The organism is Streptomyces sp. NBC_00328 (genome assembly GCF_036139655.1).
Lineage (GTDB): Bacteria > Actinomycetota > Actinomycetes > Streptomycetales > Streptomycetaceae > Streptomyces.
This window is the reverse complement of sequence record NZ_CP108013.1, coordinates 1044430-1061622: the sequence shown is the minus strand read 5'-3', so window position 1 is coordinate 1061622 and position 17193 is coordinate 1044430. Positions and strand designations below refer to the sequence as shown.

20 protein-coding genes are annotated in these 17193 nt (G+C 71.7%); 13 read left to right on the top strand and 7 right to left on the bottom strand.

What is annotated here, in order from left to right; genetic code table 11:
• The first annotated feature begins 31 nt into the window (after positions 1-31).
• Positions 32-547: a pep a2 gene (locus OG485_RS04530; protein ID WP_328664707.1), complete on the top strand. Its 516-nt coding sequence runs from the start codon at positions 32-34 to the stop codon at positions 545-547.
• A gap of 306 nt (positions 548-853) precedes the next feature.
• Complete coding sequence (locus OG485_RS04525) at positions 854-2251, top strand: FAD-binding oxidoreductase (RefSeq protein WP_328664706.1); 1398 nt, start codon at positions 854-856, stop codon at positions 2249-2251.
• 18 nt (positions 2252-2269) lie between these two features.
• On the opposite strand, the gene OG485_RS04520 is transcribed toward OG485_RS04525, so the two are convergent.
• The 4 genes from OG485_RS04520 to OG485_RS04505 form a co-directional block, all read right to left on the bottom strand.
• The gene (locus OG485_RS04520) at positions 2270-3076 is read right to left on the bottom strand and encodes an SAM-dependent methyltransferase (protein ID WP_328664705.1); all 807 of its coding nucleotides are present in this window, start codon (positions 3074-3076) and stop codon (positions 2270-2272) included.
• Positions 3077-3112: 36 nt separating this feature from the next.
• Complete coding sequence (locus tag OG485_RS04515; RefSeq protein WP_328664704.1) at positions 3113-3610, bottom strand: hypothetical protein; 498 nt, start codon at positions 3608-3610, stop codon at positions 3113-3115.
• A gap of 133 nt (positions 3611-3743) precedes the next feature.
• The gene (locus OG485_RS04510; protein ID WP_328664703.1) at positions 3744-3980 is read right to left on the bottom strand and encodes a DUF397 domain-containing protein; all 237 of its coding nucleotides are present in this window, start codon (positions 3978-3980) and stop codon (positions 3744-3746) included.
• Positions 3981-3983: 3 nt separating this feature from the next.
• Entirely contained in the window at positions 3984-4850 is an 867-nt protein-coding gene (locus tag OG485_RS04505) for a helix-turn-helix domain-containing protein (protein WP_328664702.1), read from the bottom strand.
• Between the two features lie 253 nt (positions 4851-5103).
• On the opposite strand from OG485_RS04505, the gene OG485_RS04500 reads away from it, so the two are divergent.
• The gene (locus OG485_RS04500) at positions 5104-6513 is read left to right on the top strand and encodes a hypothetical protein (RefSeq protein WP_328664701.1); all 1410 of its coding nucleotides are present in this window, start codon (positions 5104-5106) and stop codon (positions 6511-6513) included.
• Positions 6514-6585: 72 nt separating this feature from the next.
• Here OG485_RS04500 and OG485_RS04495 read toward each other — a convergent pair whose 3' ends face one another.
• Positions 6586-7407 carry an SDR family NAD(P)-dependent oxidoreductase gene (locus OG485_RS04495; protein ID WP_328664700.1) on the bottom strand — a complete coding sequence of 274 codons (822 nt, stop codon included), beginning with the start codon at positions 7405-7407 and terminating at the stop codon, positions 6586-6588.
• 721 nt (positions 7408-8128) lie between these two features.
• Between OG485_RS04495 and OG485_RS04490 the strand changes: the two genes are divergently transcribed.
• From OG485_RS04490 to OG485_RS04465, 6 genes are all read left to right on the top strand, one after another.
• Positions 8129-8491, top strand: coding sequence for an ATP-binding protein (locus tag OG485_RS04490; protein ID WP_443048654.1), 363 nt, complete (start codon positions 8129-8131; stop codon positions 8489-8491).
• A gap of 65 nt (positions 8492-8556) precedes the next feature.
• Positions 8557-9060 (top strand): DUF6624 domain-containing protein, encoded by a 504-nt coding sequence (locus tag OG485_RS04485; protein ID WP_328664699.1) that lies wholly within the window; start codon positions 8557-8559, stop codon positions 9058-9060.
• A 190-nt stretch (positions 9061-9250) separates the two neighbouring features.
• A complete protein-coding gene (locus tag OG485_RS04480; RefSeq protein WP_328664698.1) occupies positions 9251-9766 on the top strand; it encodes a hypothetical protein in 516 nt (171 codons plus the stop codon).
• A 234-nt stretch (positions 9767-10000) separates the two neighbouring features.
• Positions 10001-10837 carry a hypothetical protein gene (locus OG485_RS04475; protein ID WP_328664697.1) on the top strand — a complete coding sequence of 279 codons (837 nt, stop codon included), beginning with the start codon at positions 10001-10003 and terminating at the stop codon, positions 10835-10837.
• Positions 10838-11044: 207 nt separating this feature from the next.
• The gene (locus OG485_RS04470) at positions 11045-11584 is read left to right on the top strand and encodes an ArsR/SmtB family transcription factor (RefSeq protein WP_328664696.1); all 540 of its coding nucleotides are present in this window, start codon (positions 11045-11047) and stop codon (positions 11582-11584) included.
• The gene (locus tag OG485_RS04465; protein ID WP_328664695.1) at positions 11581-12876 is read left to right on the top strand and encodes an MFS transporter; all 1296 of its coding nucleotides are present in this window, start codon (positions 11581-11583) and stop codon (positions 12874-12876) included. Before OG485_RS04470 ends, OG485_RS04465 begins: the two co-directional genes overlap by 4 nt.
• Positions 12877-13081: 205 nt before the next feature.
• Here OG485_RS04465 and OG485_RS04460 read toward each other — a convergent pair whose 3' ends face one another.
• The gene (locus OG485_RS04460) at positions 13082-13624 is read right to left on the bottom strand and encodes a hypothetical protein (protein WP_328664694.1); all 543 of its coding nucleotides are present in this window, start codon (positions 13622-13624) and stop codon (positions 13082-13084) included.
• A gap of 585 nt (positions 13625-14209) precedes the next feature.
• Here OG485_RS04460 and OG485_RS04455 point away from each other — a divergent pair.
• Positions 14210-14860 (top strand): DUF4360 domain-containing protein, encoded by a 651-nt coding sequence (locus OG485_RS04455; RefSeq protein ID WP_328664693.1) that lies wholly within the window; start codon positions 14210-14212, stop codon positions 14858-14860.
• Positions 14861-14949: 89 nt separating this feature from the next.
• Here OG485_RS04455 and OG485_RS04450 read toward each other — a convergent pair whose 3' ends face one another.
• A complete protein-coding gene (locus OG485_RS04450; protein ID WP_328456281.1) occupies positions 14950-15156 on the bottom strand; it encodes a hypothetical protein in 207 nt (68 codons plus the stop codon).
• Positions 15157-15352: 196 nt separating this feature from the next.
• Here OG485_RS04450 and OG485_RS04445 point away from each other — a divergent pair, with 196 nt between their 5' ends.
• The 3 genes from OG485_RS04445 to OG485_RS04435 all read left to right on the top strand — a co-directional run bounded on the left by OG485_RS04445 (position 15353) and on the right by OG485_RS04435 (position 17191).
• Positions 15353-15586, top strand: coding sequence for a chaplin (locus tag OG485_RS04445; protein WP_328664692.1), 234 nt, complete (start codon positions 15353-15355; stop codon positions 15584-15586).
• Between the two features lie 341 nt (positions 15587-15927).
• Positions 15928-16809, top strand: a complete 882-nt coding sequence (locus OG485_RS04440; RefSeq protein WP_328664691.1) for a hypothetical protein — start codon at positions 15928-15930, stop codon at positions 16807-16809.
• Between the two features lie 130 nt (positions 16810-16939).
• Positions 16940-17191 (top strand): hypothetical protein, encoded by a 252-nt coding sequence (locus tag OG485_RS04435; protein WP_328664690.1) that lies wholly within the window; start codon positions 16940-16942, stop codon positions 17189-17191.
• Positions 17192-17193: the final 2 nt, after the last annotated feature.

The following is a 17193-nucleotide window of genomic DNA, read 5'->3' as shown; positions in this document are numbered from 1 at the left end:
CGAGAGCTTCGCCGGTGAGGAGCCAACGACGATGAAAGCCGCAGTCCCCTGCTACTACCACCTTGATGTGGAGCTCAGCGAGGAAAGGGTCGGACAGGTCAAGCGGATTCTGGCCGCGCACCTCAGGTACTGGAACCTGGAGAATCTCGCCGAGTCCGTCTGCCGCTGTGCGGAAGCGCTGCTCCGCACCATCGAGCAGCACTCGGCGGACAAGAACACCACGATCGAGATGTGGTGGAACGGCCGCCGTCTGTTCGCCGCCGTCTCGGACAACAGTCAGGACATCCGCCCGCACCGGGCACCGCAGGGATGTCTGGCCCAGATCGCCGCCCTGAGCGACGGCTGGGGCTGCTGTGCCACGGACGTGGGTGGAAAGATCATCTGGTCCTCGTGGCGGGCCCGCGCCGCCGATCACGCCCCGCTGGACCCGTCCGTGCCCGCGCCCTGCCTGCGGGTGGCGCGTCCGACGCCCCTGTACGCGATGCTGCCGGAACCCGCGCTGGCCGCCGGACGCGACGAGACCGAGCCGGTCGCCTCCCACGGATGACCGGCCGGCGGACCCGGCCGTGACGCCCGGCCACGCTGTCCGGCCGTGTTTCCCGACCATGTCGCCGGGCGCTTCGATCCGTACGGGATCGAAGCGCCCGGCGACGTCCGCGCTGCCGTCTCCTGCCGTCTCCGGCCGTGTGCGGTCGGTGCGTCGCAGGTCGCACGGGTCGCCGAGCTAGGCGGATGTGACGGGGTTAGGCTGGTCATTGATCGGGCTGAAACGGGCACATCGGACCCAATGGCGGGGAACCGGTCCACGGCCCGGACGCCGGACCTGGGGCGGTCCCCAGATACGGGGATGCACATGTCCACAACACCGGTACAAGCGGCACGCCAGGAACTCTCCGGATTCAAAGGGCAGTTGATCGGCCCGGAGGACTCCGGGTACGACGAGGCCCGTGCCGTCTACAACGCGATGATCGACCGGCGCCCCGCCCTGGTGGCGCGGTGCACCTCCCCGGAGGACGTCGCCCTGGTCATCGGTTTCGCCCGCGACCACGCTCTCCCGCTCGCGGTGCGCGGCGGCGGCCATCACGGGGCGGGCCTGAGCACCTGCGACGACGGAGTGGTCCTCGACCTCTCCCCGTTGAAGGACATCGAGGTCGATCCGGCCGCCCGTACGGTACGTGTCGGCGGCGGCTGCCTCCTGGGCGAGGTCGACCGCGCCACCAACGAGCACGGCCTGGCCACACCGAGCGGCATCATCTCCACCACCGGGGTCGGCGGCATCACCCTCGGCGGCGGACTCGGCCATCTCACCCGCAAGTGCGGGCTGGCCGTCGACAACCTGCTGGAGGCGGAGCTCGTCCTGGCGAACGGTGAGCGCGTCCGCGCCGACGCCGACGAGAACACCGACCTCTACTGGGCGATCCGTGGCGGCGGCGGCAACTTCGGCGTCGTCACCTCGTTCCTCTTCCGGCTGCACGAAGTGAGCACGGTCGTCGCGGGTCCCACGTTCTGGCCCGTCGAGCTCGGCGCCGAAGTCCTCGCCGCCTACCGCGACTTCATTCCCCACGCGCCGCGTGAACTCGGCGGCTTCTTCCTCTTCGCCTCGGTCCCGCCGGGACCGCCGTTCCCCGAGGAGCTGCACCTGAAGAAGGTCTGCGGTGTGATGTGGTGCCGCGTGGGCGACGACACCGACGCTGCGGCCCGGGACATGGCCCCGCTGCTCGACGCCCTGCCCGAGCCCCTGCTGCACGGCCCCGCGCCGATGCCGCACCCGGCCATCCAGTCCGCGTTCGACGGCGTCTACCCGCCCGGCGACCAGTGGTACTGGCGGGCCGGTTTCGTCGACGAGATCCCCGGCGAGGCCGTCGAGCTGCACGCCAAGTTCGGTGCCGGGATGCCGACCTGGAAGTCGACCATGCACCTCTACCCCATCGACGGAGCCGTCCACGACGTCGGCCCGACGGACACCGCCTGGGGCTACCGCGATTCCGGCTGGGCCGCCGTCTACGCGGGTGTCGATCCCGACCCGGCCAACGCCGAGGTGATCAAGCGGTGGAGCGTCGACTACTCCGACGCCCTCTTCCCGTACTCCGCGGGCGGCGCGTACGTCAACATGGTGATGGCCGAGGACCAGGAGAGTGTCCGGGCCAGCTATCGCGGCACCTACGACCGGCTGGCCGGGGTGAAGGCCGAGTACGACCCCGCCAACCTGTTCCGGCTGAACCAGAACATCGAGCCGGCGTCGAGCGACTGACCTGCCGGGCGGGCCCGTTCACGGTTTGCGGGCCACGCCTCCGTGGACGTCCGTGGGCTCGGGCGACGTACCGGGCTCCGGACGCCACAAGGGGCAGGACACGACGCCGGGTTCGACCGGTTCGAGGCCCTCGTAGAACGCGCCGATCTGTCCGGGGCTGCGCAGCACGTACGGGATCGCCCCGGTGTCGTCGTAGCCCTGCTGGGCCTCCTTGAGCGCGGCGTCCGTGTCCGTGCTGTCGTAGTGCACGAAGCAGCTGCCCGGAGGCAGGGCTTCCTGGAGGCGCCGGACGATCGACCTGGCCTCCCCGTAGTCCTGGATGTGGCCGAGGATGCCCATCAGCATCAGGGCGACGGGCCGGGAGAAGTCGAGGATCCGGGACGCCGCTTCGATGATCTTCTCGGGCTCGTGCAGATCCGCGTCGATGTAGTCGGTGACGCCCTCGGGAGTGCTCGTCAGCAGCGCCTGGGCGTGGCGCAGCACCAGCGGGTCGTTGTCCACGTAGACGATGCGGGACCCGGGCGCGACGCGCTGGGCGACCTGGTGGGTGTTGTCGTACGTGGGCAGGCCGGTGCCGATGTCGAGGAACTGGCGGATGCCGAGCTCGCCCGCTACGAAGGTGACGGTACGGACCAGGTAGTCGCGCGAGGCGCGGGCCATCGTCTCGATGTTCGGGGCGACTTCGCGGTACGCGTCACCGGCGACCCGGTCCACCTCGTAGTTGTCCTTCCCGCCCATCCAGTAGTTCCAGATGCGAGCCGAGTGCGGCACCGTGGTGTCGATCTTGGACAGTGCGTCCTGGTCGGGGGCGGGTCGGTCGGCCATAGGAGGTCTCCTGCCGTGCGTCGCGCGGTCGGTTCCCTACGTTATCGGCAACAGGCCTGCACAGAAGTCGAGTTGACGGACAGGCCGGGAGGGGTCGTGGACCGCGCCGGCCGGTTCTCCGGTGTCGAGGGTGATCACGGGGACGTGCTGGGCCAGGGTCCGCAGTACCCGCTCGTAGGCGCAGGCCGCCTCGGCGTCGTCCGTCCGGCCCGTCAGATGGACGAGCGCTCCCCCGCGTTCGGCCACCGCCTCCGCGAAGTCGAGCGCCTGGATCCATGTCACCCGGGAGCGGCCGCGGCGCAGCGGTCCGTAGACCAGTTCGTGGACGAGACCGCCGTCGACGGCCAGCCGGCCCGGCGCGGACAGGAGTTCGCGGTAGGGCTGGGTGGGGTCCACGTGGTGAAGGTGCCCGTGCAGCGGGCGGATCGTGAAGCGGTGGCGGGCCAGTTCGGCGAGGAACGGGCGCCGGTCGAGACCGTCGGGGCCCTCGACGACGAGCGTCCGGCACCGTGCGAGAGCCTGCTGGAGGATCATGCCCGTATCCGCTCCCTCCGGGACGAACGGATTCGCCAGTATGGGGGGACAACCCGCACGGCGGGAGTGTGCGTGCGGGTTGTCCGGTCGTGGGGGCGTGGTTGCGGTCTCCGAAGGCGCGGCGCGGACTCGTTCAGGCGATCAGGAAGTCGGCCTGTCCCGACTTGGCGCCCTCGATGAACGCGGCCATCTCGTCGCGGGAACAGATCAGCGCGGGTCCCTCGGGGTCCCGTGACTGGCGCAGCGCGACACTTCCGTCGGCGAGCCGCTTGGCCTCGACGCAACTTCCGCCGTTGGTGCCGCTCCAGGGCTTGTGCCAGCCCCCGGTCCCCAGACCGGCCGCTGACATGCCGTTGTGCACGGGTCCCATGGATCACAACTCCTTACGCAGTTCGCCCAGGACGGCCCTGGTCCGGGCGACCGGCTCCGCCTGTACGGACATCCGGTCCAGTACTTCGAGATAGCTGACGACGACGTCGGGACGGTCGACGTAGACCGCGCCCACCAGGCTCTCCGTGTAGACGATGTCGGGGAGTTCGGAGAAGCCGAAGCGGAAGTGGTGGAAAGGGCCGAACGCCCCCGGGTGCGCGCCCACGCCGAAGCGCATGATCTGGATCCGGACCTTCGGCAGGTCCAGGGCCTCGGTCAGCCGGTCGAACTGGGCCCGCATCACCTCGGGTCCGCCCACCGGCCGGCGCAGCACCGTCTCGTCCAGGATCGCCCAGACGGCCGGGGCGTCCGGTTTGGCGAGCAGGTCCTGGCGTTTCATCCGCAGGGCGACGCGGCGGGCGACGTCCTGCTTCGTCTCGTTGGGGAAACCGACGCGCATCAGGGCCGTGGCGTAGTCGCGGGTCTGCAACAGGCCCGGGACGTAGTGGGGTTCGTAGAGACGGATGACGCCGGCCTCGCTCTCCAGGCTCACGTAGGCGCTGAACCAGTCCGGCAGTACGTCGCGGTAGGAGTACCACCAGCCCGGCTTGTTGGCCTCCCTGGCCAGGGCCAGGAAGTCGTCGACCTCCGCTGCCGGCACCCCGTAGGCGCGGAGCAGTTCCCTCACGTACGGGATGCGGAGCCCGACCTCGGCCTTCTCGATCCTGCGGACCGTCAGAGCCGTGACCTCGATGGCGCGCGCCGCCTCCTCGAAGGAGACTCCCGCCCGTTCCCGCAGATGACGCAGCCGTTTCCCGAGGACCAGGCGCAGGACGGTCGGCGCGCTGCCGCCGGAGCGGTTCTCGCCCACGTCCTACCTCCCGGTAACGGCCGTCTCAGGGGGCAGTGTGCCACGCGGCCGGTGACAGGGACAGAGCGTCGCGGATCGTTCTGAAATTATCAGGACGCCGGTTGCACAGGCGGCGGGCGGGCCACCATAGTGATCGAGTGACCTGTCGCACATTCGGCGACGATCACTCTCAACTGCGCTTGTCCACACGGCAATTGAAAACCCGCCAGAAGGGATCGGAGCGCAGCCGCACGCGGATGTGAGGCGATTCGGGATGGCCGCCGTGGCCGAGGGGCAGATGAGGAACGCCGGCAGGAGCGCCGGGCCGAATCAGGTGCTGGGGACCGTGCTCAAGGAGGCCGGCTGCTCCTACGCCTCCCTCGCTCTGCGGGTCAATGAACTGGGGCGCCGCCAGGGCGCGGACTCCCACTACGACAAGGCGTCGGTCACTCGCTGGCTTCAAGGCCAGCAACCCCGCGGAAGCACCCCGGAGTTGATCGCCGCCGTCCTGTCCGAGCGGCTGGGCCGCGCCATGTCGCCCGCCGACCTCGGCTTCCACTCCGACTCCCAGCGCCCGGTCGCGAGCAGAGCGCTCGTCTACGGCGAGGACGTGGCCGAGACCCTGCACACACTCGCGGAACTGGGCTCGACCGACATCTCCCGCCGCAGCCTCCTCGGCACGGTCCCCTTCGTCGCGGCAGCCCTGACGACCCCCCAACGCGATTGGCTTCTCTGGCTGTTGGAGCACCAGGAGGCGCTCTCCTCGGCGCTGCCCGTGAGCGGCGGACCCGTCGAGCAGGTGCACGCGATGATCGCCGTGTTCGACCAGATGGACAACCACTACGGCGGCGGCGGAGTCCGCACCAGCATCGTGCACTACCTGTCCACCGAGGTCGTCCCGATGCTCCAGCGGCGCGGCACACCGGCCGGCCGGCGCCGGCCGCTGTACGCGGCCGCCGCGCGCCTGGCCGCCATGGCCGGCTGGAGCTCGTACGACGCGGGGGAGTACGGCCTCGCCCAGCGCTACATGACCCAGGGCCTGCGGCTGTGTGCCGAGGGCGGCGACCGGGTGCTCGGCGGCCAGATACTCGCCGGGCTCTCCCACCTCGCCACCAGCCTCGGCCGCCCCGACGAGGGGGTGACACTCGCCCGCGCCGGAATCGTCACGGCCCAGGGGGCGGGCAGCCCTCTCGGACTGATGCGGCTGTACGCCATGTCGGCCCGCGGACATGCGGCGCAGGGCCGCTCGGACGACACGTCCAAGGCGCTGCGGCTGGCGGAGCGGCAACTGGCGGCGAGCAAGGGGGCCGAGCAGGAGTCACCGTGGGTGCGCTATCTGGACCATCACTACCTTCAGGCCGAATCCGCCCTGTGCTTCCGTGATCTGGGACAGGCCCGGCAGGCCGAGCGCACGGCCGGCGAGTCGCTCGCCGCGGGCGCCGACCGGCGCAGGCGCCAGGCCATCAGCCGTTCCGTCCTCGCGACCGCGCACCTTCAGCAGGACCGCCTGGACGAGGCGGTCGGCACCGCGACCCTGGCGCTGGAGACCCTCGGCACCGTCCACAGCGAACGTTCCGTCCAGGCCCTGCGTGACTTCCGCAGACGCCTCGAACCCCGCCGCGCCGAACCGGTCGTGCAGGAGTTCGAGCGCCGCTCCCGCGGGGTCCTCGGGGCGGTTGCCTGAGAGGCCGGCACGTCACCCGGGACCGGGCTCGGTGCCATGAGCGGGAGCGGTGCCGCCGGTCCGCCGCGGGGCTCAGTACCCCTCGGGGGAGGGGGCGTTCTGGGCGCGGTCGACCGGGAGGTGCGCGCCGGAGATCCCGCTCGACCAGTCCGACAGCAGGAACGCCACGACCCGGGCGACCTCCTGCGGCGCGACCGGTGCGCCGCCCGGCAGCTCCGCCGCCACGAAGCGGGCGAACGCCTCGGGCTCCTCGCGGCGCATCCGGTCCCAGCGCCGTCCGGGGATCAGCATGGACCCGGGGGAGACCGCGTTCACCCGGATCCCGTCCGGACCGAGCTCGCGGGCCAGCGAAGCGGCGAGCTGGATCTGCGCGGACTTCGCGACCGAGTACTGCGCGGGCGGGCCGGGCTTCCAGCCGGAGATCGAGGAGATCACCACGACGGAGCCGCCGCCCGCGGCCCGCAGATGCGGGACCGCGGCCCGCACCAGCCGGGTCGCGTGACCGACGTTCACCGCCCAGGTCGCGGCCCAGTCCTCCGCGTCCGCGTCCTCGAAGCCGCCGCCGCGCGAACCGCCCGTGCAGGCCACCACGCCGTCCAGGCCTCCGAAGCGTTCCGCCGCGTCCTGGACGAACCCCTCCAGGTCCCCCGGCGCGGTGACGTCGAGCCGTCTGGTGAACAGACCGGGACCCATCGAAGCGGCCAGCGCCTCCAGACCCCGCGCGGTGCGCGCGCAGGTGGCCACCCGTACGCCCTCGGCGGACAGCAGCCGCACGATCTGCTCGCCGAGCCCCCGCGTACCGCCGGTCACCAGCACCCGCTTGTCACGCAGTCCCGCCCGGCCGGTGTCACCGTCAAGGGACACCGCCGCCCCGCCCCCGCTCCCGTTCCTCACAAGATCGAACATACATCCCGCGCCACTACGTTCTTGCAACCGGACAACCCGAATACCCCCTGGTCGCCGAGACAGTCCGGCGTGTTGGCTGCACGGGCAGCCGCCGAGACAGCCGCCCCCCCGGGCTGCACCCGAAGGAGGACCGATGCCGGCATCCAGGGCGCCGCGCCGCGAGCCGTGGCCCGCACCGGCCCACGGCGGCCGGGCTCCGGGGCACGAGACGCGGGTACCGGAACAAGGAGTCCACCCGGCGGACGGCCAGGCAATCCGCGCCCACCTCGCCGAACGGGCCGAGCCCTCGTCACCGGCCGCACCGGAACCCCCGACGGCGGCCCCGGCCCCGACCGAGTTCGTACAGGCCCCGGCTCCGGCCGGGACCGAACCCATGGGGTCCGCGACCCCGGCACCGACCGGGCCCCTGCACTCCACGGCCCCGGCACGGACTGAGCCGGTACAGTCCCCGGCCCCGACCGAGCGCGTACAGGCCGCGGCCCCGCCCCCGACCGAACCTCTACCGTCCCCGTCCCCTGCCCCCGCCCCCCGCGCCGGTTCCGGACCGTCGGGAGCCCCGGACTTCTTCGCGGGCTCCGCGCCGGTCGCGGCCCCCGCCCTCCCCGTGTCTGCCGTCCCCTCCGGGACCGCCGCCTCGGGGGGCCTCCCCACGAGCCGGGTGCGCGGGGCGCACGGCCTGCGGACCACTGTCCCGGCGCACCCCTCGCGGGTGCCCGCTGTGCGGGCCGTCGTCGCCGAGTACCTCACCCGCCTGCGGCTGCCGGCCCACCGCGTCGACGACGCGGTGGTCGCGGCCGGGGAACTCTTCACCAACGCCCTCAGACACGGCAGCCCGGACCGCGGCGACACCATCACCGTCGGCATCGAGTGCGACCCGCGCGAACTGCGCGTGTCCGTCGCCGACCGCTCCTCCGCCCTACCCGCGGCACGGACGGCGGACGGTGCCGAGGAGTCGGGACGCGGGCTGACGATCATCGCCGCGCTGAGCGACGACTGGGGCGTCGCGCCGGCCGACCCGGGTACCAGGGGAAAGAAGGTGTGGTTCTCGATGGTGCTTCAGGCGGTGCCGTGAAGGTCGCCCCGAGGCGGCCGGCCAGGGACACCGGGGCGGGTCCCGGGGGCCGGGGTGCCGCGCCGATGGTCCCGGCGCTCGCCAGGGCCCTCGCGGGGGAGCTCGTACGCCGGGCCGACGAGGAACGCCGCCTGATGCGCCAGGCACGGGACCGTCCCGCCGGGCCGTGGCGCGAGCCCCTCGCCGCGTGCCGCGCGGGCAACGCCGAGGCGCTCGCGGTGATCGTCCGGCGGCACGGCTGGCCGACCACCGACCAGGTCGGCGCGCCCGCCTCGACCGCGGCCCTGATGATCCTGCTGCACGCCCCGGACCTCGGCCTGCAGCTCAGGTGCCGCGACCTGATCGCGCAGGCCGCGGCCGACGGACTCTGCCCGGCCCTGCACCACGCCTACATCGCCGACCACTGCGCGGTGGAACTGGGTCTGCCGCAGTTCTACGGAACCCGCGTCGATCCGGTCACCCTGCGCCCCTGTCCCGTACGCAGGCCCGGGACTCTCGACGAGCGGCGCCGGGATGTCGGACTGGGCCCGCTCGACGAACAGCTCCGGCGTCTGCGCGACGGCGCCTGAGGCCTCCGGGGAACGTGATGTGAAGCACGCCCGGAAATACCCCGTTCGGGTGGCGCGGAAAGATTCTGGCTGGGCACGGCTTGATCACCGATCAAGAAAGGCGAAATCGCTGGCCACGGCATGTTCGGCGCATTTGACACTTCGTTGAGGGCACAGATAGGAACAACTCTCTGAAGCGGAGAGGTGGACTGTGCACGAGCCGAACGTGGTCGGGGACTGGCAGGAGTACGACGAGCAGGCCGGCCTGCGTGTTCGCGTTCATGGTGTGGAGAAGGCGGAGCCCCCGAAGGGGCGCGACGACGCCGCCGACGAACTCACCTACTTCAGATTGCGGGTGACCGTCGAGAACCGTGGCACCGAGCATTTCGGCATCCTCCTCGAAGACGGCCAGATCGATATCCGTGTCGGCGCCGACGGCGAGAGCGCCTTCCTCGACTGGCGGAACTCGCAGTTCATCGAGGGATACGACATCTATCCCCTGCGCCGGGCCACCGCGGTCCTCTTCGCGGCCGGCCCCGACGCCGACCTGGACCGGATGGACATCCAGGTCCAGCTCAAGGTCGACGACGAGTGGACCGAGCGCTACCTCTGGGCGGGTGGCATCGAGAACGACACGCCCGTCGAGGCGGGCGCGCGTCCCGACACGGCCTGGGACAGTCTCGCCTGCCAGGTGACCAACTTCCTGAGGCGTGAGGCGGAGTCCTGAGCCCACCGGCCCGAACGCCGCGGACCACGGGTGTGTCCTGTCCGCGGCCATGGGCGTGTCCCGTCCGCGGGCGGGCGTAGGCGTGTCCCGTTAGCGGGCGGGTGCAGGCGTGTCCCGTTCGCCGGCACAGGCATGTCCCGTTCGTGGGCAGACCCGCCCGTCCCCGGAAAACCGTCCGAAAGGTGACGGGGCGGGTGAACGACGGATTTCGCCGCTCCGGGCTATGGTCGCCGGGTGAGTCGAACCGAAGCGCGCTCCGAGGGGGCGGGTCCCTTCACGACCCGGCTGACCTGGCGTCTCATCGACGGGCGTATCGCGGTCTGGGAATCGCGCCGGGCCCGTAAACGCGGTTTGCTCACCGTACGCGTCCCGGGCGAGGCCGAGGCCCGTTCCCGGCGGGCGGACACCGTGTCGATCGCCCGGCTGCGCCGGCTGAACGCCGTCGCCGCGGCCGCGTTCACGGTCGGCGGGCTGCTGTTCGCCCTCGGGGCCGGGGTCGCCCAGTTCGGCTCGAGGGGCGCTACGGGCGCCTGGATCTACTTCGCGGGCGGCCTGTTCTTCAACACCGGGGGCTACGCCTCACTGCTCCAGGCGGTGAACGCTCCTCGCCGCGACAGCGAGTCCGACGCACTGACCGGGCGGCGCTGGAGGTGGTGGAGCTACGAGCCCGGCCGGATCGACTGGCTCAGTACGTTCCTGCTGTTCGTGGGAACGCTCGTGTTCGGCGTCAATCTGCTGGACTCGCTGCTGAGGGGACTCTCGGTCCAGCAGACGGACCGGCTGATCTGGGCGCCCGACATGATCGGCTGCGTCCTGTTCCTGGTCTCCGGCCACCTCGCTGTCGTGGAGGTCTGCCACGGGCGTCCCCGCGTCCTCGCCGGCGACCTCGGCTGGTGGATCGTCGCGGTCAACCAGTTCGGTTCCGTGCTCTTCTTCGTCTCGGCGCTGGCCGCCTTCACACGGCCGGCGACCGGCAGCCTCGTGAACGTCGACATCGCCAACTGGGGCACCCTCGTCGGCGCGCTGTGCTTCTCGGCCGGAGGCGTGATCCAGTTCTTCGAGCGGCCCTGAGGGGCGCGGCGGGACAGCCGTCTCCTCGGGCGGCCCCGGGTGTGAGCAGTTGAGGTACGGAAAGTGCCGCCGAGATCGATCTTGGCCCGCTCTGCCTGCTGTGCGAGGGCTTCGAGCCGGCGGGGAACCGTGCCGGCGCGCGGCTCGCGCAGGGGTTCGGCGTAAATCCGCTTGCGCAATGGTCAAGAGTCGTTGACCATTACTCGTATGCCTACCGATGATCTTCCCGAGACGTTTCACGTCACCACTGAGGACCAGTTACGCGCCGTCTCCAATCTCACGCGGCACCGGATCATGGCCGTGCTCCGCTTCGAGCCGGCGACGATCACGCAGATCGCCGAGCGGGTGGGCCTTGCGAAGGGGAGTTCCAGCTATCACGTGCGGCTGCTGGAGCGGGCCGGCCTGGTGAAGGTGGTGCGGACGCGGAAGGTGCGGGGTGTCACCGAGCGGTACTACGCGATGGCCGCGCGGGCGATCGTGCTGCCGGATCCGGGCGAGGGAGGGCCGGATGCGCTGATGCGGCATGCGGTGGCGGACCTGGAGGCGTCGCCGGCGGATGGCGAGCGGCACGTACGGATGGCGCATCTGCGACTCACCGAGGAGCGGTTCGCACAGCTGGGGGCGCGGTTGCAGGCTCTGGCGGACGAGTACCAGGAGCTGTCCGATCCGTCGCTGCCGGACGCGTCACTCGTCTTCGCACTGTTCCACCCGGCACCGCGCGAGCAGGCCGAGGGGGACGCCAAGTGACCTCGGACATTCGGAAGTCGCCGACCGGGTTCGGACGGCTGTGGACCGCGCAGACGGTGTCCTCGCTCGGTGACGGGGTGTCGCATGCCGCGCTGCCGCTGCTCGCCTTGACGTTGACGCGGGATCCGATGGCGCTCGCCGTCGTCACGGCCGCGGGGACGCTGCCGTGGCTGCTCTTCGGGGTGCTCGGCGGTGCGCTGGTGGACCGCTGGGACCGCCGGCGCACGATGTGGGTCATGGACGCGGCGCGTGCGGTGCTGCTCGGGCTACCCGCGGCTGCGGCCGTGCTCGACGTGCTGAGCATTCCGCTGCTGGCGGCCGTCGCCTTCCTGCTCGGCCTCGGCGGGCTCTTCTTCGATACGGCCGCCACGGCCTATCTGCCGGATCTGCTGGGCCGCGACCCCGCACTCCTGGAGCGCGCCAACTCCCGCCTGCGCGGAGCCCAGACCGCCATGTCCGGCTTCGCGGGGCCGCCTGCGGGCAGTGCGCTGCTCGCGCTCGGGCGGGCGGTTCCGCTGCTCGCCGACGCGCTGTCGTTCGCGCTCTCCGCACTGCTCGTACGTACGCTGCCCGCCATGCCCCGGCCCGTGCCGGAGGTCCGCGAGTCGCTGCTGCGGCAGGCGCGGGCCGGGGCCTCGTACGTCTTCCGGGACCGGTTGCTGCTCGGGCTCGCGCTCCGCCCGGCGGTCGGGAACATCGCCTTCCTCGCGGTGGAGACCGTCCTCGCCCTCTTCGCGCGCGAACGCCTCGGCATCGACACCTACGGCTTCGGCCTGCTCCTCACGGCGGAGGCCACCGGCGGCCTGCTCGGCGCGGGCATCGCCTCCTACCTCGGCCGACGGCTCGGCACCGGCACCGCACTGACCTGCACGGCCGCCGTCGAAGGTCTTGCCGTCCTGGGCCTGGCCGCTGCCCCGAATCCGTACGTGGCCGGGCTGGCGCTCGCCGTCTGCGGGGCCGGCATGGGCGCCACGATGGTGCTCGCGCCCTCCCTCCGGCAGGCGATCGTCCCCGCCCACCTCATGGGCCGGGTCGCCTCCACCTCCCGCATGCTGGCCATGTGCGCCGCACCCGTCGGGGCCTTCCTCGGCGGCTGGCTGGCCACCACGTACGACATCCGCACCCCGCTCTACGCCGCCGCCGTCCTCCTCCTGTCGATGACGGCCGTCACGGCATCCATGACCAGCAACCGCCGGGTCGAAGCGGCGCTGCGTGCCGCCGCTCCGGCCGGCGGTCCGGACGGCCCGGCAGCCGAGGATCCCGCCCGGGAGAGTGCATCCGACGTGTTGTGACGCCTGCCGCGCCGCGAATGCCGCACGACAAGCCGGGAGCCGGGCCCCCGCGGGGCGCGGCGAGTGGCCGGGTCGGTCGGGTGTGCCGCCCGTCGATCCTCGCCGCCCTCGGCGGCGTCCGGGTTCCGGAAGGGGCGCAGGCCCTGGCCGGGGCCGCCGGCCTCGATGTACCGCGTCACGCCGGGACCGCCGTACCGGCGATCGTCTACCGGTCGCTCGCCGGGTTGCCCTCGACCCACTGGATGAGGAGCTGTCGTACGTACGGATTGCCCTCCTGGGCGGCGTGCGCCAGCCGCTCCGCGCTCGCCCGTGCCGCCCGCCAGGCCGCCGGGGTGTCCTCGGCGTTGGCCTGGTCCGCCGCGGCCAGCGCTTCGGCCGCCAGGAGCCGGAGGTCCTCGGAGAGATCGTCGTCGGCGGCGGCCCGGTAGGCCTCCAGGCGCAGGGCCGCGAGAGCATCCTTGGAGGGGGCGGGCTGCGAGGGCGGCTGGGCGTAGCCGCTCACCGCTATGACCACGCAGAAGGTGGCGACGTCCCGGTTGCTCTCCGACCGGCCCTTGGCGATGGCGGGCGCGAGCCAGGTGGAAGCCCGCCAGTGCAGGACCGCGGTGGCGATGAGAAGGGCAACGGCCAGCAGCGCGAAGGGAATCCAGCCACCGAAGAACCAGCCGAGCGGCCCGAGGACCAGGAAACAGACGGCGCTGCTCATCCATATCCGGCGGCGGCCGAGTCTCAGGTGTCGTGGATCCATGTGTCTCAGTGTCGCAGGGGCGCCCGGGACGCGCTGAGGGGGCGGGTGATTCGCGCGGTCCCACCCCCTTCCGGCCCGCCCGGGACACGGGAGCGAATGCCTGGGGACCAGGGTCCGGGAGGGGCGCTCGGGTCCTTCACGCGGGGGCGGCCGGGGCGCCCGCGCGTGCTCCGGCGCCTTGGCGGCGGGCACGCACCGTGACGGCCGCCGGGAGACCGTCACCCCCGGAGCAGGGTCCCTGGGCGGCCGCCGTGCCCGGCGCGACGGCCGCGGGTGGCGCGAACCGTGGTGAACAGGCCGGTGACCGCGGCGCCGGGTGTGAACGGCGCGTATCGAATGGCCGGAGATGGCCCTGTCCGGCGCGGCCCCCCGTACGTACGATTTCGTCGTTCCCGTTCTTCACAGCTCCTTCACAGCCGGGAGCGACTTGCGCATGTGCATTTGTCATGCGCATGCGCAAACGAACCACTTGATCCAACGCTGGTCCGCGACGGTTCCCCGTCCGTTCGGGGAGCCGCACCCCCCATTCATGGCGGCGCACCCGCGTGCTGCCGCCGGAACACCGACGCAACGGATTGGAGCACCATGGCCGGTGGCCTGTTCATGGGTGGCGCGATCGCCGCCCTGTTCGCCACAGCGCTTCCCCTGTCGAGCCCGAACTCCGGTATCCAGGACCCGCCCCCGGACAAGATCGTCATCAGTGTCGCCACGGTCAACGGATCCGGCTGTCCCCAGGGGACCGCTGCCGTCGCCGTCTCCCCGGACAACACCGCCTTCACGGTGACCTACAGCGAGTACCTCGCCCAGGTCGGAGGCAACGCCGACCCCACCGCGTTCCGCAAGAACTGCCAGCTCAACCTGAATGTGCATGTCCCACAGGGCTTCACCTATGCCATCGCCAGCGCGGACTACCGCGGCTTCGCCTCGCTCCAGCCGGGCGCCAGCAGCACGGAGAAGGCCTCGTACTACTTCCAGGGATCCTCGAACACGGCCTCCATCACCCACCCCTTCCGCGGCCCGTACGGCGACGACTGGCAGACCACGGACACCACGGACTGGGCCCAACTGGTCTGGGCGCCCTGTGGTGTTCAGCGCAACTTCAACATCAACACCGAACTTCGCGTCAACGCGGGCACCTCGACGCCCGGCAGCTCCAGCTTCATGACCATGGACTCGACGGACGGTGACATCAGCACCGTCTACCACCTGGCCTGGAAGGAGTGCCCCGCCGTCTGACCCGCCCGTTCACTCGCGGATCCTCGGCCGGCTCCACCGCATCGGAGCCGGCCGAGCCGGTCCAGGGTCCTCGTCCTGCGGGCAGGGCCCTATGGCAGCAGCTTGTCCACCGCCGCCGAGCCTTCCTGCTCGAGTTTGCGCTCGGCCCAGGCGAGGCTCTGCGGTGTGACGTCGCGACCCGCGGCGAGAACCAGGTCCTCGGCCGTCACCGGGCCCTCGGTCCCGGTGTGCAGCAGCGTGTCGGGGGTCGCCCTGTCGTCGGAGGGCGTGGACGCGTCGGGCTGGCTGGTTGGCATGGTCTCTCCCTGTTCCACCGGATCTGTATTCACGCTACGGGCATTCCGTACGCCCCGCGCGACACGTCCTGGGCCAGGGCCTTTCCACGCCCGCCGCGGCGGGCGAACCCCCGTTCGGCTGCTCTGGAATGTCGACAAGTGTTCGCCGAGGTGATGGTGGAGGAGCTCGCACCACCGCGAATGAACGGAGCTTGGAATGCGTATTCGTCTGATGGCTGCCGCCGGACTTGCCGGCGTGGCCCTGCTGGCCACCGCCGGGACCGCCGCCGCCGACCCCGGACCGGTGGGCGTCGCGGTGGGCAGCCCCGGATTCCTGTCCGGCAATGTCGTCCAGATCCCCGTCGACGTCGACGCGAACGTCTGCGGCAACGCGGTCAACGTGCTGGCGCTGCTGAACCCGACGGGCGCAAACAGCTGCACGAACAACTGACGGTCGGCGGGTCCGGGCGGTCACTGCCCGGACCCGCGGCCCTCTCCGGGCCCGGCGGCACACTCATCCTCCCGAGTGAGCCGCCGGGCCCGGCCGCGTTCGGGGGTGTGGGACCGTGCCGGCGCGGACGTCGGCGTTCGATCGGCCCCGCGGGCGGTGAGGCCGAGCTCGATGCCGACGGCGACGTGATGGCCGACGGGAGGGCGGGAGGCGACGGGGAGACGGCGGGGGTGTGTCGCCGGTGACGGGGTTCGGTGTCGGGCGCGGATTGGTCTGTACATGACCATCATGGCGGGCCAGACTGTGCGCCGACCCACACCCCCCATCGAGGAGCACCTTTCATGCGCATGCCCGCACGGCGACGTTGTCACGCGGTCCTGGCCGGGCTCGTCACCCTCACCACCGCCGCCGTCCTCTCCGTGGCCACCGGAGCGCCGGCCTCGGCCGCCGACACCTGGAACGAGGTGGGTTCGGACCGCGCCGACCCGCTGACCGAGAGCCAGGGCCTGACCTCCGTCGAGGTCCCGGCCGGCAGTCCCAACCGCTACACGGGCATCGGCACCGTCCCCACGAGCGTGAGCAGCCGGGGCTGGAACCACGTGGGCGACCCGGACGCCTCGTACAACGGCTACTACGTGGAGCCGTACCAGAGCGACTCCGGCAGCGCGAAGATGTTCCGCGTGCAGGCACCGGGCGGTGCCTGGTCGGAGTACGTCCACACGCTGAGCGCCGGAGAGGCGCTGAACAACTCGTTCGTCAGCATCGCGCCGAGCGGTTCGTGGATGGTGTCCGGCGAGTACGGCACGATGAACCGGCTCCTGGTGTTCCCGACTCCCGGGATCAACCCGGCCACCTCGCCCTCCGCCAACCTTCCGCAGGCGTCCACCATCAACCTCGACCACGCCGTGCGCGACGTCCAGGGCTGCGACTTCGTCACCGCGACCCGGCTGCTCTGCTCGTCCGACGACCCCGCCGGCACGCTCTTCGGGATGACCAAGCCGCTCCTCCAGATCGACCTGTCCGGCGAGCCGAACGGCTCGGCCGACGTCTCCGGACACGTCACCGCGCTGCGCCAGCTCCCGCTGCGCAGCTCCTGCTCGGGCACCTTCGAGGTCGAGGGCATCGACTACGACCGGCGCAGCGCCACCCTGCGCGTGATCGTGGTGTCCCCGGGCTTCTGTGTGCTGACCGACAGCAAGACCTATCGCTTCACCAGGAGTTGAGCCCACACTTCTCCTGAGGCCCGGGCGCGTACCCCGCCGAGCGGCTGCCGACCGACGGGGGGCGTACGCGCCCTGAAAGGGCTGGGTCTAAGGTCAGAGGCAGATTCAGAGTGATGGGGGGTGGCCGGCTGTGGTGGAGGACGAAGCCGTGATCGGCTGCACGGGGGAACTGCTCATCGGCACCCGGGGACCCGCCGGTCCCGGCGAGATCCTGGTGCGTGTGAGAGGCGGATCCGAGACCTTCCTCGCCTGGTCTCGGGAGCCCCTGCCGAAAGGGGCGACCGCGCTGGTGATCGAGTCCAGGGGATGTCGCACGGTCGACGTCATCGAGTGGGCCGATCCGCTGGACGCGCTGGACGGCGTCGCCGTCGGCGCCGGTTGAGA

What these genes read in the sequence shown, in the direction of transcription:
- OG485_RS04530 (WP_328664707.1), top strand. Translation starts at nt 32, where the DNA reads ATGAAAGCCGCAGTCCCCTGCTACTACCACCTTGATGTGGAGCTCAGC.
- OG485_RS04525 (WP_328664706.1), top strand. Translation starts at nt 854, where the DNA reads ATGTCCACAACACCGGTACAAGCGGCACGCCAGGAACTCTCCGGATTC.
- OG485_RS04520 (WP_328664705.1), bottom strand. Translation starts at nt 3,076, where the DNA reads ATGGCCGACCGACCCGCCCCCGACCAGGACGCACTGTCCAAGATCGAC.
- OG485_RS04515 (WP_328664704.1), bottom strand. Translation starts at nt 3,610, where the DNA reads ATGATCCTCCAGCAGGCTCTCGCACGGTGCCGGACGCTCGTCGTCGAG.
- OG485_RS04510 (WP_328664703.1), bottom strand. Translation starts at nt 3,980, where the DNA reads ATGGGACCCGTGCACAACGGCATGTCAGCGGCCGGTCTGGGGACCGGG.
- OG485_RS04500 (WP_328664701.1), top strand. Translation starts at nt 5,104, where the DNA reads ATGGCCGCCGTGGCCGAGGGGCAGATGAGGAACGCCGGCAGGAGCGCC.
- OG485_RS04485 (WP_328664699.1), top strand. Translation starts at nt 8,557, where the DNA reads ATGGTCCCGGCGCTCGCCAGGGCCCTCGCGGGGGAGCTCGTACGCCGG.
- OG485_RS04470 (WP_328664696.1), top strand. Translation starts at nt 11,045, where the DNA reads ATGCCTACCGATGATCTTCCCGAGACGTTTCACGTCACCACTGAGGAC.
- OG485_RS04460 (WP_328664694.1), bottom strand. Translation starts at nt 13,624, where the DNA reads ATGGATCCACGACACCTGAGACTCGGCCGCCGCCGGATATGGATGAGC.
- OG485_RS04455 (WP_328664693.1), top strand. Translation starts at nt 14,210, where the DNA reads ATGGCCGGTGGCCTGTTCATGGGTGGCGCGATCGCCGCCCTGTTCGCC.
- OG485_RS04450 (WP_328456281.1), bottom strand. Translation starts at nt 15,156, where the DNA reads ATGCCAACCAGCCAGCCCGACGCGTCCACGCCCTCCGACGACAGGGCG.
- OG485_RS04445 (WP_328664692.1), top strand. Translation starts at nt 15,353, where the DNA reads ATGCGTATTCGTCTGATGGCTGCCGCCGGACTTGCCGGCGTGGCCCTG.
- OG485_RS04440 (WP_328664691.1), top strand. Translation starts at nt 15,928, where the DNA reads ATGCGCATGCCCGCACGGCGACGTTGTCACGCGGTCCTGGCCGGGCTC.